Origin of the sequence: Streptococcus sp. SN-1 (assembly GCF_041154385.1) — a bacterium.
In the GTDB taxonomy this organism is placed as follows: domain Bacteria; phylum Bacillota; class Bacilli; order Lactobacillales; family Streptococcaceae; genus Streptococcus; species Streptococcus mitis_CT.
The window spans coordinates 1,175,074-1,194,939 of the sequence record NZ_AP028929.1 but is presented as its reverse complement, the minus strand read 5'-3'; the positions used below and the strand labels follow the sequence as shown (position 1 = coordinate 1,194,939).

19 protein-coding genes are annotated in these 19,866 nt (G+C 38.8%); all 19 read left to right on the top strand.

The annotated features are described in order from the left end of the window. Nucleotides 1–11: 11 nt before the first annotated feature. The 19 genes from ACAM22_RS05280 (at nucleotide 12) to lacD (ending at nucleotide 19,784) form a co-directional block, all read left to right on the top strand. The gene (locus ACAM22_RS05280) at nucleotides 12–3,197 is read left to right on the top strand and encodes a hypothetical protein (protein ID WP_369606467.1); all 3,186 of its coding nucleotides are present in this window, start codon (nucleotides 12–14) and stop codon (nucleotides 3,195–3,197) included. Nucleotides 3,198–3,310: 113 nt separating this feature from the next. Continuing rightward, a complete protein-coding gene (gene truB, locus ACAM22_RS05275) occupies nucleotides 3,311–4,189 on the top strand; it encodes a tRNA pseudouridine(55) synthase TruB (RefSeq protein WP_369606466.1) in 879 nt (292 codons plus the stop codon). Between the two features lie 111 nt (nucleotides 4,190–4,300). After that, complete coding sequence (gene udk, locus ACAM22_RS05270; protein ID WP_001181365.1) at nucleotides 4,301–4,939, top strand: uridine kinase; 639 nt, start codon at nucleotides 4,301–4,303, stop codon at nucleotides 4,937–4,939. A gap of 127 nt (nucleotides 4,940–5,066) precedes the next feature. After that, nucleotides 5,067–6,407 carry an exodeoxyribonuclease VII large subunit gene (xseA, locus tag ACAM22_RS05265; protein ID WP_369606465.1) on the top strand — a complete coding sequence of 447 codons (1,341 nt, stop codon included), beginning with the start codon at nucleotides 5,067–5,069 and terminating at the stop codon, nucleotides 6,405–6,407. Further along, the gene (locus ACAM22_RS05260; RefSeq protein ID WP_000043226.1) at nucleotides 6,385–6,597 is read left to right on the top strand and encodes an exodeoxyribonuclease VII small subunit; all 213 of its coding nucleotides are present in this window, start codon (nucleotides 6,385–6,387) and stop codon (nucleotides 6,595–6,597) included. Before xseA ends, ACAM22_RS05260 begins: the two co-directional genes overlap by 23 nt. Beyond that, nucleotides 6,594–7,469, top strand: coding sequence for a polyprenyl synthetase family protein (locus ACAM22_RS05255; protein WP_369606464.1), 876 nt, complete (start codon nucleotides 6,594–6,596; stop codon nucleotides 7,467–7,469). Before ACAM22_RS05260 ends, ACAM22_RS05255 begins: the two co-directional genes overlap by 4 nt. Continuing rightward, complete coding sequence (locus tag ACAM22_RS05250; RefSeq protein WP_261051938.1) at nucleotides 7,462–8,277, top strand: TlyA family RNA methyltransferase; 816 nt, start codon at nucleotides 7,462–7,464, stop codon at nucleotides 8,275–8,277. Before ACAM22_RS05255 ends, ACAM22_RS05250 begins: the two co-directional genes overlap by 8 nt. Next, a complete protein-coding gene (locus ACAM22_RS05245; RefSeq protein WP_173274545.1) occupies nucleotides 8,270–8,701 on the top strand; it encodes an arginine repressor in 432 nt (143 codons plus the stop codon). Before ACAM22_RS05250 ends, ACAM22_RS05245 begins: the two co-directional genes overlap by 8 nt. Nucleotides 8,702–8,707: 6 nt before the next feature. Then, nucleotides 8,708–10,375 (top strand): DNA repair protein RecN, encoded by a 1,668-nt coding sequence (gene recN, locus ACAM22_RS05240; RefSeq protein WP_369606463.1) that lies wholly within the window; start codon nucleotides 8,708–8,710, stop codon nucleotides 10,373–10,375. 1 nt (nucleotide 10,376) lies between these two features. Continuing rightward, nucleotides 10,377–11,105, top strand: a complete 729-nt coding sequence (locus ACAM22_RS05235; RefSeq protein WP_369606462.1) for a metallophosphoesterase family protein — start codon at nucleotides 10,377–10,379, stop codon at nucleotides 11,103–11,105. A 78-nt stretch (nucleotides 11,106–11,183) separates the two neighbouring features. Continuing rightward, the gene (gene lepA / locus ACAM22_RS05230; protein WP_084926386.1) at nucleotides 11,184–13,007 is read left to right on the top strand and encodes a translation elongation factor 4; all 1,824 of its coding nucleotides are present in this window, start codon (nucleotides 11,184–11,186) and stop codon (nucleotides 13,005–13,007) included. Between the two features lie 260 nt (nucleotides 13,008–13,267). Continuing rightward, nucleotides 13,268–13,744 carry a PTS sugar transporter subunit IIA gene (locus ACAM22_RS05225; protein WP_000521972.1) on the top strand — a complete coding sequence of 159 codons (477 nt, stop codon included), beginning with the start codon at nucleotides 13,268–13,270 and terminating at the stop codon, nucleotides 13,742–13,744. A gap of 38 nt (nucleotides 13,745–13,782) precedes the next feature. Next, nucleotides 13,783–14,088, top strand: coding sequence for a PTS sugar transporter subunit IIB (locus tag ACAM22_RS05220; RefSeq protein WP_000590547.1), 306 nt, complete (start codon nucleotides 13,783–13,785; stop codon nucleotides 14,086–14,088). Nucleotides 14,089–14,134: 46 nt separating this feature from the next. After that, nucleotides 14,135–15,610 carry a PTS transporter subunit IIC gene (locus ACAM22_RS05215; protein ID WP_369606461.1) on the top strand — a complete coding sequence of 492 codons (1,476 nt, stop codon included), beginning with the start codon at nucleotides 14,135–14,137 and terminating at the stop codon, nucleotides 15,608–15,610. Between the two features lie 99 nt (nucleotides 15,611–15,709). Further along, entirely contained in the window at nucleotides 15,710–16,606 is an 897-nt protein-coding gene (locus ACAM22_RS05210) for an aldose 1-epimerase family protein (RefSeq protein WP_369606460.1), read from the top strand. 284 nt (nucleotides 16,607–16,890) lie between these two features. After that, a complete protein-coding gene (gene lacA, locus ACAM22_RS05205) occupies nucleotides 16,891–17,316 on the top strand; it encodes a galactose-6-phosphate isomerase subunit LacA (RefSeq protein ID WP_000029277.1) in 426 nt (141 codons plus the stop codon). 30 nt (nucleotides 17,317–17,346) lie between these two features. Beyond that, nucleotides 17,347–17,862: a galactose-6-phosphate isomerase subunit LacB gene (gene lacB / locus ACAM22_RS05200; protein ID WP_369606459.1), complete on the top strand. Its 516-nt coding sequence runs from the start codon at nucleotides 17,347–17,349 to the stop codon at nucleotides 17,860–17,862. Nucleotides 17,863–17,872: 10 nt separating this feature from the next. After that, complete coding sequence (locus ACAM22_RS05195) at nucleotides 17,873–18,802, top strand: tagatose-6-phosphate kinase (RefSeq protein WP_369606458.1); 930 nt, start codon at nucleotides 17,873–17,875, stop codon at nucleotides 18,800–18,802. A 1-nt stretch (nucleotide 18,803) separates the two neighbouring features. Further along, nucleotides 18,804–19,784, top strand: a complete 981-nt coding sequence (gene lacD / locus ACAM22_RS05190) for a tagatose-bisphosphate aldolase (protein ID WP_261042318.1) — start codon at nucleotides 18,804–18,806, stop codon at nucleotides 19,782–19,784. The last annotated feature ends 82 nt before the right edge of the window (nucleotides 19,785–19,866 follow it).

Here is a 19,866-nt window from a genome sequence, read left to right as displayed (position 1 = left end):
GGAAATAAGTTATGGAAGATGATCTTAATTATGAAAATTTGATAGATGATGTAACCGAGGCTATAAAAAAGTTAAACTTAGTAATTTTTATTGGCGCAGGAGTTTCAATTGCTCAAGGTTATCCTAATTGGAACAATTATATTGAACATCTTATTAAGTATTGGCAAGGACAAGTTTTATCGGTAAGTGGTGAAAAAAGGCTTGGAAGAGAACATCACGTAGTTTTTGATTTAATTAGCAAATCTAGTATTAGTAATAAACGTAAAGTGGATCTAGTAAACTATGAATTAAAAAAAGTTTTTGGTGAAGATTTTGAAAAGCGACGACTAGATTTTGAAAAAGGATATTTTAAAAATCTGCTACCATATTCAATAGTTAATCAAACAGTAGAATCTTTAGCGAGTTTAAATGCAATATTTATTACTTCTAACTACGACTATGAAATTGAAAATCATATTAAACGTTTAAAAAATTCTGTAGTTACTATTAATGATCTCAATGAATTTACTAAGAACAAGAAAGGGAAACTACAATTTGGTGATGTTCTACATATCCATGGAACACCAGATTGTGATGTAAAGTATTTTGTAAGTTCATCCGCAGATTATTCAAAAACCTATTTAAAAAATAGGGAAAATTTTGAAAATCTAGTAACATGGTTTAAAGAGACAAAACCTACTGTTTTATTTATTGGAGCAGGTCTTGAAGAAGATGAAATTTTATCTTTACTTTGTAAAGATAGTAAGAACTATGCCTTGATGAAGTCAGAGAACACAGGTAATCAGAGAGCTGATGAACATTATAGAGGTGTTGTTGAAGGATTTTTTAGCTCAGAAAACCATACTCAGATTATTTGGTACGGAGATGAATTTGAGAAATTACCTCTTTTTGTAAAAAAATTAGTTGCTGATATTAATGAAAAATTGGGCATACATGATTTTTATAATCAGTGGAACAATCTTTTGAATCCTTCTATAAATCAAGAAGAGTATAATAAAAATCTAGATAGTATTTCTAATGATTTTAAGTATCTAAGCTCTGTTTTAGATAAGGTTATTGAAAATGATAATAATCAACTAGATCAGCTAATGTTAAATGCTCTGTTTCGGGGTGAAACTCTAACAGTAATTAAAAAAAATTTTGTCCTTGCATTTTGGAAGTTTATTGTTAAGAATATTGAAAAGTTAAGTGATAATGAGTGGGATGTGATTTATAAAATAATTTATGAGGGCTCTCAAAATTACTTTATAGATGATGTATTCTTTGTCTATAATTATGCGATAGATAATAAAATTTCTAGTTTTACAAATAATAATAAGCTTAATGAACTGAGAGAAATTATATCCAAAGATGGATATATCGTTAATTCTAACTTTAATAAAGATAAAACTCTTTTGGGTTACTGGCTAGTAAGTACTTTTGAACAGCAAAATCGTGATTTATATACAGAGGAAGATAGTGAAGTAGAAGTTAACTTAAATTACGAATGTGTTAACAAATTAATGTCCATACTAAATAATCCAGAATTTTCAAGTTATAATTACTACTCTATAGAGTATCAATTAAAAGAGTATGATGTTGTTAAATTTCTTTATGATCTTCTAAAGTCCAAAAAATTATTTATTGAAGAGGAAGAGTTTTTAGAAAGTGATTCTGAAGACTTAATAAGTACTATATTAATTCAAAAATTGCTTGTTCAATTGGATAATGAAATTAATTTGGATTTAGAATTTATCAAGAGGTTAATTGATAAAATTGATTTTTCAAATATTCACTTTGGAGAGGAATTAAACACTTTTATTAAAGAACACAGAAGTATTATTAGAGAAAAAAATATTGAAATACCAAAAAAACCTTATAGAAATTGGATATCTTCACTAGAAGAAGGTTGTGTTTCACAATTTTCATATTTAACTCAAGAAAATCTTGTAGAGTACGATGAATCTAGAGTATTAGAGATATTAGTCAACGCAGAAAAGGAACAAAGAGGCTCTTCGTTTTTAGAAGAAAAGACGATAAATGAAACGGAAAATTTCTTGATTACTGTTTTAAAAGAATCAAATGAAATATCTAAAAAGGTTTCTAATTTATTGAAAAATCATATAGATGACTTATATCCAAAATATAAGAGATTATATGTAAAAATTATCAGTTCTCCTGAAATAGAAGAAAATTTGAGAAATATTGTTAGAGAAAAATATTTAAAAAGATTTAACAAAGAAAGTTTTGATTCTAACGATCAGAAATTTTTTGAATATCATATAAAACAACAAAATACGGATATAGATATTTTTGAAAAATTACTTAGTATCAATGTGAATGAACTCTCAACACCAAAAGGTGATAATAAACAATTAGATATACTTCATTTTATAAATAGTGAAATGGGATCGTATTTTCAATGTTTAATATCATTATTTATAAATCATTCAGGTTATAGAGATGTAATTATTCAAATAATAAATTCAGTAATAGATACCGATTATAGGGAGTTTGCTCAAGGTATTTTATTAAATGAATACAATCCAAACAGAATCAATGTAACTTACAACACCTTTTTAGGATTTGCGTATTATCATTCTACAATTACTGTCGAAGCTGCGGATGTTTTCACAGATGTAGTAAGGGATATTCTAAACAAAAAAATTGAGGACAATCAAATTCTTTATAAAGTTTATCTAGTTGCTTTAGAGAGGGTAGATCCAACTATTGATTCGTTTTCTATATCAAAGAATAACTATAGTCAAATGATAAATATCATTTTTACAGAAGACTATGAATTTAGATATTCTAAAGAATGGTTGCGAGCATTATTCAAATCTGACCCAAGTGCGAACTATCTGGTGACAATTTTTTATTTATTATATAATGAAAATCTTAAAGAAAATAGATTTGCTTTATTCATAGAGGAATTAAGTGATTATGTAACAACTTATAATCAGAAATTATCTTTACGAGGAATGAATTATAAATTAAATCATGAAGAACTTAACAATTTTGATTTGTTGAAAAAAATGTTTCTGAAATTAATGGAGACTGATAAGATAGAGAATGATATTTTCTATCTAGATGGCATCAAAAGTATACTCCCATTATTATCTTTAGATGAAAGACGAAATGTATTACAACATATTCAAAAACAGAACAATTGTCCTCCTCCAGAGATTGAGGAATTACAAAGAATTATTGTTAATTAAAATTTGTAAAAAAGAGAATAAAAGGTAGACGACGCCTCTGTAAAAATTGACCCGGAAAAATCCAACCATGAAAGTGAAATTTGAAGCATTGAAGGGGGAGTAGATAGCAAGACATGAACGGTATTATCAACTTAAGAAAAGAAGCGGGGATGACCTCGCATGATGCGGTTTTTAAACTGCGTAAGATTTTGGGAACTAAGAAGATTGGTCATGGTGGGACCTTGGATCCGGATGTGGTGGGTGTTTTGCCCATTGCGGTTGGCAAAGCGACACGCATGGTCGAGTTTATGCAGGATGAGGGCAAGGTCTATGAGGGTGAAATCACACTTGGCTATTCCACGACGACTGAAGATGCCAGTGGTGAAGTAGTCGCTGAGACACCTGTTTTGTCACCTTTAGATGAAACCATTGTGGATGAAGCGATTACGAATCTGACTGGGCCTATTACCCAGATTCCGCCTATGTATTCAGCTGTTAAGGTCAATGGTCGTAAGCTCTATGAGTATGCGCGTGCCGGTCAGCAAGTGGAGCGTCCAGAACGTCAGGTGAACATTTATCAATTTGATCGGACAAGTCCGATTTCTTATGAGTGTCATCTTGCACGTTTTACTTTCCGTGTGAAATGCAGTAAAGGTACTTATATCCGTACCTTGTCGGTTGACTTGGGAGAGAAGCTGGGTTATGCGGCTCATATGTCCCATTTGACACGGACTAGTGCAGCGGGTTTACAATTAGAAGACGCTCTTACCTTGGAAGAAATTGCTGAAAGAGTGGAGGCTGGTCAACTGGACTTTCTCCACCCTCTAGAGATTGGGACAGGGGATCTTGTTAAAGTTTTCTTAACTCAAGAACAGGCTGCAGAAGTACGCTTTGGTCGTTTTATCGAGCTAGAACAGTCGGATAAGGAATTGGCTGCCTTTGAAGATGACAAATTGCTAGCCATTCTTGAAAAACGGGGGGATCTTTACAAGCCAAGGAAGGTTTTTAGCTAGTATAATTGAAGTGTAAGAATTGGAATTCTTCCCCTAAACTATCCAAACCAGACTATAAATTTTGTAAAAAATGTGATAGAATAGACCACGGATAAAAAAACGGAGGATAGCATGCAAAATAGACCAATCATTATCGGAGTGACAGGTGGTTCTGGTGGAGGTAAGACCAGTGTTTCAAGAGCCATTTTATCGCATTTCCCTGATGAAAAGATTTCCATGATTGAGCATGATTCATACTACAAGGATCAGTCTCACTTGACCTTTGAAGAGCGTATCAAAACTAACTATGACCATCCTTTTGCCTTTGATACAGACTTGATGATCGAGCAGATTAAGGAATTGTTGGCGGGTCGTCCAGTGGATATTCCGACTTATGACTATACAGAGCATACACGAAGCAGCAAAACCTATCGCCAAGAACCTCAAGATGTCTTTATCGTTGAGGGGATTTTGGTCCTGGAGGATAAGCGTCTGCGTGATTTGATGGATATCAAGATTTTTGTGGATACAGATGATGATGTGCGCATTATTCGTCGTATCAAGCGCGATATGGAAGAACGTGGCCGTAGCCTTGATAGCGTTATTGACCAGTACTTAGGTGTGGTCAAACCAATGTACCATCAGTTTATCGAACCAACCAAGCGTTATGCTGATATCGTCATTCCTGAGGGAGTCAGCAATACTGTTGCTATCGATCTTTTGACAACCAAGATTGCAAAGATTTTGGAAGAAGCTCGAAACAGCAAATAATCAGATGTGGAGGCCTTGCCTCCTTTTTCTATTTTTCCTTCATAATGGTACATAAATGGAGATTTTTAGGCATATTTTTGGTATAATAATACCTATGAAAGAGCAAGAAAATGAATAGTAGGTGGAGATGGAAAAGTATTTATCGGTAACAACTTTGACCAAGTATCTGAAAATGAAATTCGATAAAGACCCTTACTTGGAACGGGTCTATTTAACTGGTCAAGTTTCCAACTTTCGTAAACGACCTACTCACCAATATTTCTCCTTAAAAGATGACCACGCAGTCATTCAAGCGACCATCTGGTCTGGAATTTATCAGAAATTAGGTTTCGACCTGGAAGAAGGAATGAAAATCAATGTGATTGGGCGTGTGCAGGTCTATGAACCAAGTGGTAGCTACTCCATCATCATTGAGAAGGCAGAGCCTGATGGAGTTGGTGCGCTTGCGATTCAGTTTGAACAACTCAAGAAAAAATTGACAGAAGAAGGTCTGTTCCAAGAACGCTTCAAGCAACCTTTGCCCCAATTTTCTAAGAGAATTGGTGTGGTAACCAGTCGTAGTGGAGCCGTTATTCGAGATATTATCACGACCGTCAGCAGGCGATTCCCAGGTGTCGATATCCTGCTTTATCCAACTAAGGTGCAAGGTGAAGGATCTGCGGAGGAAATAGCTCGAAATATCGCTCGAGCCAATCAACGGGACGATTTGGACTTGCTGATTATTGGTCGTGGTGGAGGTTCTATCGAGGATCTTTGGGCCTTTAACGAAGAAATTGTGGTACGAGCTATTTTTGAATCTCGTTTGCCAATCATTTCTAGTGTGGGACATGAGACAGATGTGACTTTAGCAGATTTTGTGGCAGATCGCCGCGCTGCGACGCCAACAGCTGCAGCTGAACTAGCAACACCTGTGACCAAGTTGGATCTATTAGCTCATTTGCAAAATCAGGAAAAACGGATGGCAACAGCAGTCCGAAATGTCCTATATAAGAAACAAGAAGCTTTGAAAAAATGCAGTCAGTCTGTTATCTTTAGACAGCCAGAGCGTTTGTATGATGGCTATATGCAACGCTTGGATCAACTGCAACTGCGTTTAAAACAAAGTTTACGTACACGGATTTCTGATAACAAACAAGTCGTCCAAGCACGGACGCATCGACTAGTCCAGTTATCACCTGTTACCAAAATTCAGCGTTATCAAGACCGTCTAGGTCAGTTGGACAAGCTTCTCCGTAGCCAAATGGCGCTGGTTTATGATGCCAAGGTTGCTGAAGTGAAGCGACTTTCAGAAGCCTTGCTCATGTTAGATACTAGCCGAATTGTGGCGCGTGGTTATGCTATTGTCAAAAAAGAAGAGACCGTGGTTGATTCGGTTGAGAGTTTGAAGAAAAAAGACCAAGTGACGCTTTTGATGCGAGATGGTCGAGTAGAATTAGAGGTTAAAGATGTCAAAACAAAAGAAATTTGAGGAAAATCTAGCAGAACTGGAGACTATTGTCCAAAGTTTGGAAAATGGTGAAATTGCTTTGGAAGATGCGATTGCTGCCTTTCAAAAGGGCATGGTCTTATCAAAAGAACTCCAAGCAACGCTGGACAAGGCTGAAAAAACCTTGGTTAAGGTCATGCAAGAAGACGGAACAGAAAGTGATTTTGAATGAAAAAGCAAGAAAAATTAGCTCTTGTCGAGTCGGCTTTGGAAGCCTTTTATGGAGACCAGCAGTTTGCCTCTAGTTTGCGGGAGTCTGTTCTCTATTCCATTCATGCTGGTGGCAAGCGTATTCGACCTTTTCTTCTGCTAGAAGTTCTGGAAGCCTTGCAGGTCGCTATTAAACCGGCTCACGCGCAGGTAGCTGCGGCCTTGGAAATGATCCATACAGGGAGCTTGATTCATGACGATCTCCCAGCTATGGATGATGACGATTACCGTCGGGGACGCTTGACCAACCACAAGAAATTTGGAGAAGCAATGGCAATTTTGGCAGGAGATGCCTTGTTCCTAGATCCTTATGCCTTGATAGCGCAGGCGGATTTGCCAAGTCAGATAAAGGTAGACTTGATTGCCAACTTATCTCTTGCTTCAGGAAGTCTTGGCATGGTAGCAGGCCAGGTTTTGGACATGGAAGGCGAACACCAGCACTTGTCTTTGGCAGAACTCCAGACTATTCATTCCAATAAGACTGGGAAGTTACTAGCCTATCCCTTCCAAGCGGCAGCTATTATAGCTGAATTGGCACCTGAAATCCAAGCAAAACTGAAAACTGTTGGGGAATTGATTGGACTTGCTTTTCAAGTTCGAGATGATGTACTGGATGTGACTGCTAGTTTTGAGGAAATTGGCAAGACACCTCAAAAGGACCTGCAGGCAGAAAAGTCAACCTATCCAGCCTTGTTGGGATTGGAAGAGGCTATTTCCTTTTGTAACCAGACCTTGGATCAAGCTAATGCAAAATTAGACGAAATTGCTGAGCAGGTTCCCTTTGAGATAGAATCGATTGTAGAAGTAGTAGAAAGTTTGAGAATCAATGGCTAAGGAAAGAGTGGATGTACTAGCTTATAAACAAGGCTTGTTTGAAACGAGAGAGCAAGCTAAGCGCGGTGTCATGGCTGGTCTAGTCGTAGCAGTTCTTAACGGAGAACGGTTTGACAAACCAGGAGAGAAAATTCCAGATGACACCGAACTAAAACTCAAGGGGGAGAAACTCAAGTATGTTAGCCGTGGTGGCTTGAAACTGGAAAAGGCCTTGCAGGTTTTTGATTTGTCAGTGGAAAGGGCAACAACGATTGATATCGGGGCTTCTACTGGAGGGTTTACCGATGTCATGTTGCAAAATGGTGCTGAACTTGTCTTTGCAGTTGATGTCGGTACCAATCAGTTGGCTTGGAAATTACGTCAAGACCCACGAGTTGTCAGCATGGAGCAGTTTAATTTCCGCTATGCTGAAAAGACTGATTTCGAAAAGGAACCGAGCTTTGCCAGTATTGATGTGAGTTTCATTTCCCTCAGTCTGATTTTACCTGCCCTGCACCGTGTCTTGGCTAATCAAGGTCAGGTTGTGGCTTTAGTAAAGCCTCAGTTTGAGGCAGGCCGTGAGCAGATTGGAAAAAATGGAATCATTCGTGATGCCAAGGTGCATCAGAATGTTCTTGAATCTGTCACAACCATGGCAGTAGAGGAAGGCTTTTCAGTCCTTGGTTTGGACTTTTCTCCCATCCAAGGTGGACATGGAAATATAGAGTTTTTAGCGTATTTGAAAAAAGAAGAGTCAGCAAGTAATCGTGTTCTTGCTGAAATTGAAGAAGTAGTAGAGAGGGCGCATAGTCAATTTAAAAATGAATAAAAAAGAGAGACTTGAAAAAATTAGACGATTTGTGACAGATTATCAAATCGGCACGCAAGAAGAAATTGTAGAATATTTGAAAGAAGCAGGAATCACTGCCACTCAAGCGACGGTATCACGAGATATCAAGGAGCTGGGAATTGTCAAAATTCCTTTGAGAGACAACACCTATGTCTATGAATTGCCAAAATCAATCGTAAAAAGTTTGCAACTGGCTGAAGACAATATCGAATCGGCTGAATTGATGGATAAGATGATCAATCTCCAAGTCATTCCAGGAAATACAGCTTTTGTAAAAGCTCAGTTAATCGAGACTTTTGCAGACAAGATTTTTAGCTGTTTAGCTGATGATAGCTCAATTTTAGTCATTGCCAGAAGTGAAAGTCTAGCTGAGGAAATCTTTGAACAAGTAAAAAATTGGTAGGTCTGTATGTTACTTGAAATTTCGATAAAAAACTTTGCCATTATTGAGGCTATTTCCCTTAATTTTGAAAAGGGGATGACTGTCCTGACTGGTGAAACGGGTGCAGGGAAGTCGATTATCATTGATGCCATGAATATGATGTTGGGAGCTCGTGCGACGACAGATGTTATTCGTCATGGTGCGCCAAAGGCAGAGATTGAGGGGCTTTTCTCAGTTGAGAATAGTCGCCTTTTGCAGGAAATTTTTGATGAGCAAGGTTTGGAATTGGGGGATGAGATTATCATCCGTCGAGAAATCTTGCAAAATGGTCGGAGTATTAGTCGTGTTAATGGCCAGATGGTCAATCTGTCTGTTTTGCGTGCTATTGGACAGCATCTGGTAGATATACATGGCCAGCATGATCAAGAGGAGTTAATGCGTCCTCAACTTCATATCCAGATGTTGGATGAATTTGGTGATGCAGCTTTTTGGGAATTGAAAGAGACCTATCAAACGAGTTTTGATGCCTACCGTAAAATGCGTAAGCAGGTTCTGGAAGTCAAGAAAAACCAACAGGAACACAAGGCACGTATTGAAATGTTGGAATTTCAAATGGCAGAGATTGAGGCAGCAAATTTGCAGGCTGGAGAAGACTTGGCTCTCAATCAAGAGCGTGATAAACTGCTCAATCATAAAAATATTGCGGATACGCTGACCAATGCCTATAGTATGTTGGACAATGAAGATTTTTCAAGTCTGGCCAATGTTCGTTCTGCCATGAATGACATGGAAAGTGTCGAAGAGTATGACCCTGAATACCGTGAAATTTCGAGTTCTCTGTCTGAGACCTACTATGTCTTAGAAGATATTAGCAAGCGTCTGGAAGCTATTATTGAGGACCTTGATTTTGACGGCAATCGTCTCATGCAGGTTGAGAATCGTTTGGACCTTCTTCATACTATTACCCGTAAGTATGGTGGGACTGTTGATGATGTTTTGCTTTATTTTGCCAAGATTACGGAAGAATACAATCTCTTGACAGGTAATAACCTTTCGTCTGAGGACATGGAAGCAGAGCTTAAGAAGTTGGAAGTCAATCTTGTCGATTTGGCAGGTCAACTTGCATCTGCTCGTCATGACCTGGCCCAGCAGCTAGAAGCAGAGATTAAACAAGAACTGCAAGACCTGTATATGGAAAAAGCCCAGTTTCAGGTTCGTTTTAACAAGGGCAAATTCAGTCGTGAGGGAAATGAAACGGTCGAATTTTACATTTCAACCAACCCTGGTGAAGACTTTAAACCCTTGGTCAAGGTTGCGTCTGGTGGGGAATTATCTCGTCTCATGCTAGCCATTAAGTCTGCTTTTTCTCGTAAAGAGGGCAAGACTAGTATTGTCTTTGACGAAGTGGATACGGGAGTTTCAGGTCGTGTGGCTCAGGCTATTGCGCAGAAGATTCACAAGATTGGCCAGCATGGTCAGGTTCTGGCTATTTCCCATTTGCCACAAGTGATTGCGATTGCGGATTATCAATTCTTTATTGAGAAGATTAGCAATGACCATTCAACAGTTTCGACTGTTCGTCTCTTGACGGTTGAAGAGCGAGTGGAAGAAGTTGCCAAGATGTTGGCAGGTGATGATGTGACAGAAGCTGCCCTATCGCAAGCCAGAGAATTGTTGAGAAACAGGGAGAAGTAAGATGACAGACTATTATGTAATTGGAGATGTTCACGGAAAAGCTGGGATGCTGGAAGACCTTCTCAAAACATGGGATGGTCAGACCCAGTTGCTTTTTCTAGGGGACTTGATTGACCGTGGTGAAGATAGTCGCCGTGTCCTAGAGATGGTTAAGGACTTAGTGGACAATCGAGGAGCTATCTGTTTGTCTGGAAATCACGAGTATATGTTTCTGACTTGGCTCGATGACCCAGAAGAAAGCTATGATCACTATCGTCGCAATGGTGGAGATACAACCATTAACTCTATCCTAGGTCGTCCTTTGGATGCACCGGTTGATGGAGTTGAGGATGCCAAGCGTGTTGCTACTGAAGCAGCAGACTTGGTCGAATTTATTCGTCAAATGCCATTTGTGGTAGAGACAGACAAGTATATCTTTGTGCACGCAGGTATTGATTTGACCTTAGACGACTGGCATGAAACCACAGATTACAAGAAAGTATGGCTTAGAAAACCATTCCACGAAGCAGAAAATCATACTGGAAAAATCATTGTCTTTGGCCATACACCGGTCTATGGTTTGTTAAAGCAAGAGCGTGGTACTGCTGAGCTTTGGACTACAGAAGATGGCAAGATTGGAATGGATGGAGGAGCTGTTTATGGTGGTGTCCTTCATGGGATTGTCTTTACTGACCAAGGAATGACAGAACACCACTTTATTGAGAATGACGGCTTTGTTGCTGAAGATTAGTACTCCTAGCAGGGTATGGTCTTGTCAAAATATCAAAAACAATTTATAATAAATAGATACCCTGAAAGGAAGAGAATCATGAACTTAGAAGAATTGAAAAAACGACAGGAGAAGATTCGTAACTTCTCTATTATCGCCCATATTGACCATGGGAAATCGACTCTAGCAGACCGCATTTTGGAAAAGACAGAGACGGTTTCAAGTCGTGAAATGCAGGCTCAGCTCTTAGATAGCATGGATCTAGAACGGGAACGTGGGATTACCATTAAGTTGAATGCCATCGAGCTGAATTATACTGCAAAAGATGGGGAAACTTATATTTTTCACTTGATTGACACACCTGGGCACGTAGACTTCACCTATGAAGTTTCACGTTCGCTAGCTGCCTGTGAGGGAGCTATTTTGGTGGTCGATGCCGCTCAAGGTATTGAGGCTCAAACCCTTGCCAACGTTTATCTGGCCTTGGACAATGATTTGGAAATCATGCCAGTCATTAATAAAATTGACCTGCCAGCAGCAGACCCTGAGCGCGTGCGTACTGAGATTGAGGATGTCATTGGTTTGGATGCCAGTGAAGCAGTTTTGGCTTCTGCTAAGGCTGGTATTGGTATAGAAGAAATTCTAGAGCAAATTGTAGAAAAAGTACCAGCACCAACGGGTGATGTGACGTCGCCTCTTAAGGCTTTGATTTTCGACTCTGTTTACGATGCATACCGTGGGGTTATTCTCCAAGTGCGTGTCATGGATGGAGTTGTTAAACCTGGTGATAAGATTCAGCTCATGAGCAATGGCAAGACCTTTGATGTTACGGAAGTTGGTATTTTTACTCCGAAAGCAGTTGGTCGTGATTTCCTTGCGACTGGGGACGTTGGTTATATTGCAGCTTCTATCAAGACGGTTCAGGACACTCGTGTGGGTGATACCGTTACCTTGGCAACCAATCCTGCAGCAGAGCCATTACATGGTTACAAACAGATGAATCCTATGGTTTTTGCGGGTCTCTATCCAATCGAATCAAACAAGTACAATGACCTACGTGAAGCGCTTGAAAAATTGCAGCTGAATGATGCTAGTCTCCAATTTGAACCAGAAACATCTCAGGCACTTGGATTTGGTTTCCGTTGTGGTTTCCTTGGACTTCTTCATATGGATGTTATCCAGGAACGTTTAGAGCGTGAGTTCAATATTGACCTCATCATGACAGCTCCGTCTGTTATTTACAAAGTTAATTTGACCGACGGTGAGTCTATGGATGTGTCTAACCCATCTGAGTTTCCAGACCCAACTAAGATTGCGACCATTGAAGAGCCTTATGTTAAGGCGCAGATCATGGTACCACAGGAGTTCGTCGGAGCAGTGATGGAGCTAGCTCAGCGCAAGCGTGGGGACTTTGTGACTATGGATTATATCGATGATAACCGTGTCAATGTTATCTATCAAATTCCACTGGCTGAAATCGTCTTTGACTTCTTTGATAAGCTTAAGTCTTCAACTCGCGGTTATGCAAGCTTTGACTATGAATTGTCAGAGTACCGCCCATCTAAGCTAGTGAAAATGGATATCCTTCTCAACGGAGACAAGGTGGATGCCCTCAGCTTTATTGTTCACAAGGACTTTGCCTACGAACGTGGGAAACTCATCGTTGATAAACTTAAGAAAATTATTCCTCGTCAACAATTTGAGGTTCCTATCCAAGCAGCAATTGGACACAAGATTGTCGCTCGTACTGATATCAAGGCCCTTCGTAAGAACGTACTTGCCAAGTGTTACGGTGGTGACGTTTCTCGTAAACGCAAACTCCTTGAAAAACAAAAAGCTGGTAAGAAACGCATGAAAGCTATCGGATCAGTAGAAGTTCCACAAGAAGCCTTCCTTAGCGTCTTGAGTATGGATGAAGAATAAGTTGTCATAATTGCTTTTCCTTGTTCATAGGAAATTTATATAAGAATCAATCTTAAAGCAGGCTTAAATAGTCTGCTTTTTTATTTCTAGAACAGAAAAATTGTTTGAATTGTTTGTTTATATGTTTGTTTTTATGCAACAAGCTATAAAAACAACAAAAATATAAAAAAAGAGACAAAAAACAACAAAAAAATATTGACAACGATTTCATATAGTGTTATACTTATAGCATAAAGTTAATGGAAAGAAGGGGAAACCTTATGGGATTAGATCATTTCTTTGACAAAAACCTTGTGTTTTGCTTAGAAGCGGATAATCAAGAACATCTCTTTGATCAGGTAGCAACTTTATTGGAAGAACGAGAAATCGTAACTCCAACTTATCGTGAAGCCTTGATCACGCGTGAAAAGTCATTTCCAACTGGCCTAGATATGGAATTTTTGGGTAAGGATTTGCCGAATGTGGCTATTCCTCATACAGATATTGTTCATAATCTAGCTGAAAAAGTTGTGGTTGTTCGATTGGATAAACCGGTGACTTTCCACAATATGATTGCACCAGATAAGGAAGTAGAAGTATCTTTACTCTTCTTTATCATTAATAACTCAAGTTCAAGTCAAACGAACATTCTTGCTCAGTTGATGGACTTCTTTACTGGAAATGGTCATCTTGAAGACCTATCAAAAATTTCTGAACCAGAAGCTCTCTATGCTTATATTGCTGAAGCAATCGCTTAATCTTGTCTATTAAAAATATTAAATCGGAGGAAATCCATATGATTAAAATTCTTGCTGCCTGTGGTGCAGGTGTTAACTCAAGCCACCAAATTAAAAGTGCTCTTGAAGAAGAACTTTCAAACCGCGGTTTTGATGTTCACTGTGATGCAGTCATGGTCAAAGACGTTAACGAAGATCTTATCAAAGGTTATGACATCTTCACACCAATTGCTGCGACAGATCTTGGTTTTGATCCAGGTATTCCAGTTATCGAAGCTGGACCAATCTTATTCCGTATCCCAGCTATGAGTGCTCCAGTATTTGACAATATTGAAGCAGCTATTAAAGAACACGGATTAAGCTAATTCTAATTTGTTAACATTCATATAACATAAAAAGGGAGGAACTGTTATGGATGCAATCTTTGACCTAATCAAAAAGGTCTTTACACCCGTCTTAGATATGGGTGGTCCTGTCATCATGTTAATCATTTTGACAATATTGGCTCTACTTTTTGGAGTGAAATTCTCCAAAGCGCTTGAAGGTGGTATCAAACTTGCCATCGCTCTTACTGGTATCGGTGCTATCATCGGTATGCTGAATGGTGCTTTCTCAGCATCACTAGCAAAATTCGTTGAAAACACTGGTATCCAATTGAGTATCACTGACGTTGGTTGGGCACCACTTGCAACAATCACTTGGGGATCTGCTTGGACACTATACTTCTTGCTCATCATGTTGATTGTCAACATAGTGATGCTAGCTATGAAGAAAACTGATACACTTGACGTTGATATCTTTGATATCTGGCACTTGTCTATCACAGGTCTTTTGATTAAATGGTATGCAGACAACAATGGTGTGAGCCAAGGAGTTTCACTCTTTATTGCTACAGCAGCTATCGTCCTTGTCGGTGTGTTGAAAATTATCAACTCTGACTTGATGAAACCTACATTTGACGACCTTCTTAACGCACCAAGTTCATCACCAATGACATCAACTCACATGAACTATATGATGAACCCAGTTATCATGGTTTTGGATAAGATTTTTGAAAAATTCTTCCCAGGTCTTGATAAATATGACTTTGATGCTGCTAAATTGAACAAAAAAATCGGTTTCTGGGGTTCTAAATTCTTCATCGGTTTCATTCTTGGTATTGTTATCGGTATTATGGGAACTCCACATCCAATTGAAGGTGTTGCAGATGCAGATAAATGGCGTCTTGTTATCAAAGGATGGTTGTCTCTTGGTTTGACAGCCGGTGTATCTTTGGAACTCTTCTCACTTATCGGTTCATGGTTCATCGCTGCCGTAGAACCACTATCACAAGGTATTACAAACGTTGCTACTAAACGTCTTCAAGGACGTAAATTCAACATCGGTCTTGACTGGCCATTCATCGCTGGTCGTGCTGAAATCTGGGCTTGTGCTAACGTGCTTGCACCAATCATGTTGATTGAAGCGGTGCTTCTTTCAAAAGTCGGAAATGGTATCTTGCCACTTGCAGGTATCATCGCTATGGGTGTTACTCCAGCTCTCTTGGTTGTAACACGTGGTAAATTGCTCCGCATGATTATTTTCGGAACACTCTTGTTGCCACTCTTCCTTCTTTCAGGTACACTTATCGCACCATTTGCAACAGAACTTGCTAAAGGTGTAGGTGCCTTCCCAGCAGGTGTTAGTGAAACTCAATTGATTACTCACTCAACTCTTGAAGGACCAATCGAAAAACTTCTTGGTTGGACAATTGGTAACACTACAACTGGTGATATCAAAGCAATCCTTGGTGCGGTAGTCTTCCTTGTGTTCTATATCGGTATCTTTGCATGGTACAGAAAACAAATGATCAAACGTAACGAAGAGTACGCAGCAAAAGCAAAATAATGCGCTCCTATAAAATGTAAATTGTTGAAACTAGGTTGTCATACCTTCTAGGAGTGACAGCCTAGTTTTTTATAAACTATCAAGAATTCGGAGAAAATAATGGTAATTGAATTAAGATCAGAACAATTAAGAGTTCAATTTAACAGTTTTGGTGGGGCTCTTTCTTCTATAAAAGATGCTGAGGGACTGGAGTATTTGTGGCAAGGGGATGCCACTTATTGGAGTGGACAAGCTCCTGTTCTCTTCCCCATTTGTGGTTCTTTGAGAGAGGATACAGCCCTCTATATAGATGAGAAAGGACAAGAAAGCAAAGGAAACATTCCTCGTCATGGTTTGGTTCGTAAGAAAGAATTTGAATTAGTCGAACATACAGACAAGAGTGTAACTTTTGCAATTGAAGACGATGAGAATAGCTATCAAAACTATCCTTATCATTTCCGCCTAGAGATCACTTATAGCCTTTCTGGAAAGACAGTGCGGACTCAATACAAGATCTTTAATAAAGAAACTAGCAAGGTCATGCCTTACTTTATTGGTGGACATCCAGGATTTAATTGTCCTCTATTTGATGATGAGGTCTATGAAGATTATTATCTAGAGTTTGAGAAAGAAGAGACTTGCTCTGTTCCACGTCCTTTCCCAGAAACTGGTATGTTGGATTTTCAAGATAGAAGTCCATGGCTAGAGGGGCAAAAAGAAATAGATCTTAGTTATGATCTTTTCAGCACAGATGCAGTCACCTTAGATAAATTGCAATCTAGAACAATTGCCCTTCGTTCTCGTAAACATGCTAAGGGATTGAAAGTACACTTTGCAGAGTTTCCAAACCTCATCATCTGGTCAACTTTGAATAAGGGACCTTTCATTGCTTTTGAACCATGGTCTGGCTTGTCAACATCCCTTGAAGAAGGAGATCATCTAGAAGATAAGAAGAATGTTCGTCTGCTAGAACCTGGTCAAGTGGATCAAATTGGTTTTGACATCGAAATTTTTTAGTTAAAAAACACAAAAACAAACACTAACTGTTGACTTTTTCAGGAAATAGGAGTATATTATGTTTGTAAGCAACAAATGATGTTTGTAACAAACAAACAATCGCTTGTTATATTCTCTTTCGTGGAGAAGAATTATTTCTAGGAAACAGCTTTCCTAAATTTGAATAAGGTGTCATTCATCTCATTCAATCCAATTTGTCAATAAACTGCTAGAAAGCTTTTGTAGGTAAACTGTTAACTATAAAAGGTTTTACTAGCCTAGAAAAATAAAAAGGAGTATACAATATGTCTATTGTTATCGGTGCAGATGCTGCAGGTTTGAGATTGAAAGAAGTTGTGAAAGACTTCTTGGAAAAAGAAAACTTCCACGTTGTGGATGTTACAGCTGAAGGTCAAGACTTTGTTGATGTGACTCTTGCTGTTGCTGCAGAAGTAAACAAAGAAGAACAAAACCTTGGTATCGTGATTGATGCTTATGGGGCTGGTCCATTTATGGTCGCAACTAAGATCAAAGGAATGGTTGCTGCAGAAGTATCTGACGAACGTTCAGCTTATATGACTCGTGGTCACAACAACTCACGTATGATCACTATGGGTGCACAACTTGTTGGTGATGAGTTGGCTAAAAACATTGCTAAAGGATTCGTTAACGGTAAATACGATGGTGGACGTCACCAAATTCGTGTCGACATGTTGAACAAAATGTGCTAATTAGATTACAGTAAGAAAGGTAAGTTAAAAATGAGAATTGCAATTGGATGTGACCACATCGTAACAGATGAAAAAATGGCGGTTTCAGAATTTTTGAAATCAAAAGGATATGAAGTCATTGACTTTGGTACATATGACCATACACGTACTCACTACCCAATCTTTGGTAAAAAAGTAGGGGAAGCTGTAACTAGCGGTCAAGCTGATCTTGGAGTATGTATCTGTGGTACTGGTGTTGGTATCAACAACGCTGTAAATAAAGTTCCTGGTGTTCGTTCTGCCTTGGTTCGTGATATGACAACAGCCCTTTATGCTAAAGAAGAATTGAACGCTAACGTTATCGGTTTTGGTGGTAAGATTACTGGTGAATTGCTCATGTGTGATATCATCGAAGCTTTCATCCATGCTGAATACAAACCATCTGAAGAAAACAAGAAATTGATTGCGAAAATTGAACACCTTGAAAGTCACAATGCTCATCAAGCAGATGCAAACTTCTTTACAGAATTCCTTGAAAAATGGGATCGCGGAGAATACCACGACTAAGAGGTGACCTATGATTTTAACAGTCACAATGAACCCATCCATTGATATTTCCTATCCTTTGGATGAGTTGAAGATTGATACTGTCAATCGTGTGGTGGATGTCACCAAAACGGCTGGTGGTAAGGGCCTCAATGTTACCCGAGTACTTTCAGAATTTGGCGATTCTGTTCTTGCTACTGGTTTAGTGGGTGGCAAACTTGGTGAGTTTTTGGTTGAGAATATCGATAATCACGTAAAGAAAGATTTCTTCTCAATTCAGGGAGAAACTCGTAACTGTATCGCTATTCTCCACGGAGACAACCAAACAGAAGTGCTTGAAAAAGGTCCTGTTGTATTGGAACAGGAAGGTCAAGACTTTTTGGAACATTTCAAAAATCTCCTAGAGTCAGTTGAAGTAGTAGCTATCTCAGGTAGTCTGCCAGCTGGCCTTCCAGTTGATTACTATGCGAGCTTGGTAGAACTTGCTAATCAAGCTGGTAAACCTGTAGTGTTGGACTGCTCTGGTGCAGCTCTTCAGGCAGTTCTTGAATCACCACATAAACCGACAGTCATCAAACCAAATAATGAGGAATTGTCTCAGCTTCTAGGAAGAGAAGTTTCTGAGGATTTGGATGAATTAAAAGAAGTCCTTCAAGAACCTTTGTTTGCAGGTATTGAATGGATTATCGTTTCACTTGGTGCCAATGGTGCCTTTGCCAAACATGGTGATACTTTCTACAAGGTAGATATTCCTAAAATTCAGGTAGTCAATCCTGTCGGATCTGGAGATTCTACTGTAGCAGGGATTTCTTCAGGACTACTTCATAAAGAATCAGATGCAGAACTACTCATCAAGGCAAATGTCCTTGGTATGCTCAATGCTCAAGAAAAAATGACTGGTCATGTTAACATGGCCAACTATCAAGCTCTATATGATCAATTAATAGTAAAAGAGGTATAAAATGGCTTTAACAGAACAAAAACGTGCACGCTTAGAAAAACTTTCTGACGAAAATGGTATCATCTCAGCTCTTGCATTTGACCAACGTGGTGCGTTGAAACGCCTCATGGCTCAACATCAAACAGAAGAACCAACTGTGGCTCAAATGGAAGAACTTAAAGTTTTGGTAGCAGATGAATTGACTAAATACGCTTCATCTATGCTTCTTGACCCTGAGTATGGACTTCCAGCAACTAAAGCTCTTGATGAAAAAGCTGGTCTTCTCCTTGCTTATGAAAAAACAGGTTACGACACAACAAGCACAAAACGTTTGCCAGACTGCTTGGATGTTTGGTCTGCAAAACGTATTAAAGAAGAAGGTGCAGATGCAGTTAAATTCTTGCTTTACTATGACGTAGATAGCTCAGACGAACTCAACCAAGAAAAACAAGCTTACATCGAACGTATCGGTTCTGAATGTGTGGCTGAAGATATCCCATTCTTCCTTGAAATCCTTGCTTACGATGAAAAAATTGCTGACGCTGGTTCTGTAGAATACGCTAAAGTAAAACCACACAAAGTTATCGGTGCTATGAAAGTCTTCTCAGACCCACGCTTTAACATTGATGTCTTGAAAGTTGAAGTTCCTGTTAACATTAAATATGTTGAAGGCTTCGCTGAAGGTGAAGTGGTTTATACACGTGAAGAAGCAGCAGCCTTCTTCAAAGCACAAGATGAAGCAACTAACTTGCCATACATCTACTTGAGTGCTGGTGTATCAGCTAAACTCTTCCAAGATACTCTTGTATTTGCTCATGAATCAGGTGCAAACTTTAACGGAGTTCTTTGTGGCCGTGCAACATGGGCTGGATCAGTTGAAGCATACATCAAAGATGGTGAAGAATCAGCTCGCGAATGGCTTCGTACAACTGGTTTTGAAAATATTGATGAACTCAATAAAGTTCTTCAAACAACAGCGACTTCATGGAAAGAACGCGTGTAAGAAAATTCTCCTAGTTTAGGAACATGAATCTAAAAAATTTAAAAAAAAGTTGCATGTAAAGGTTTACAAAACAACTTACTTG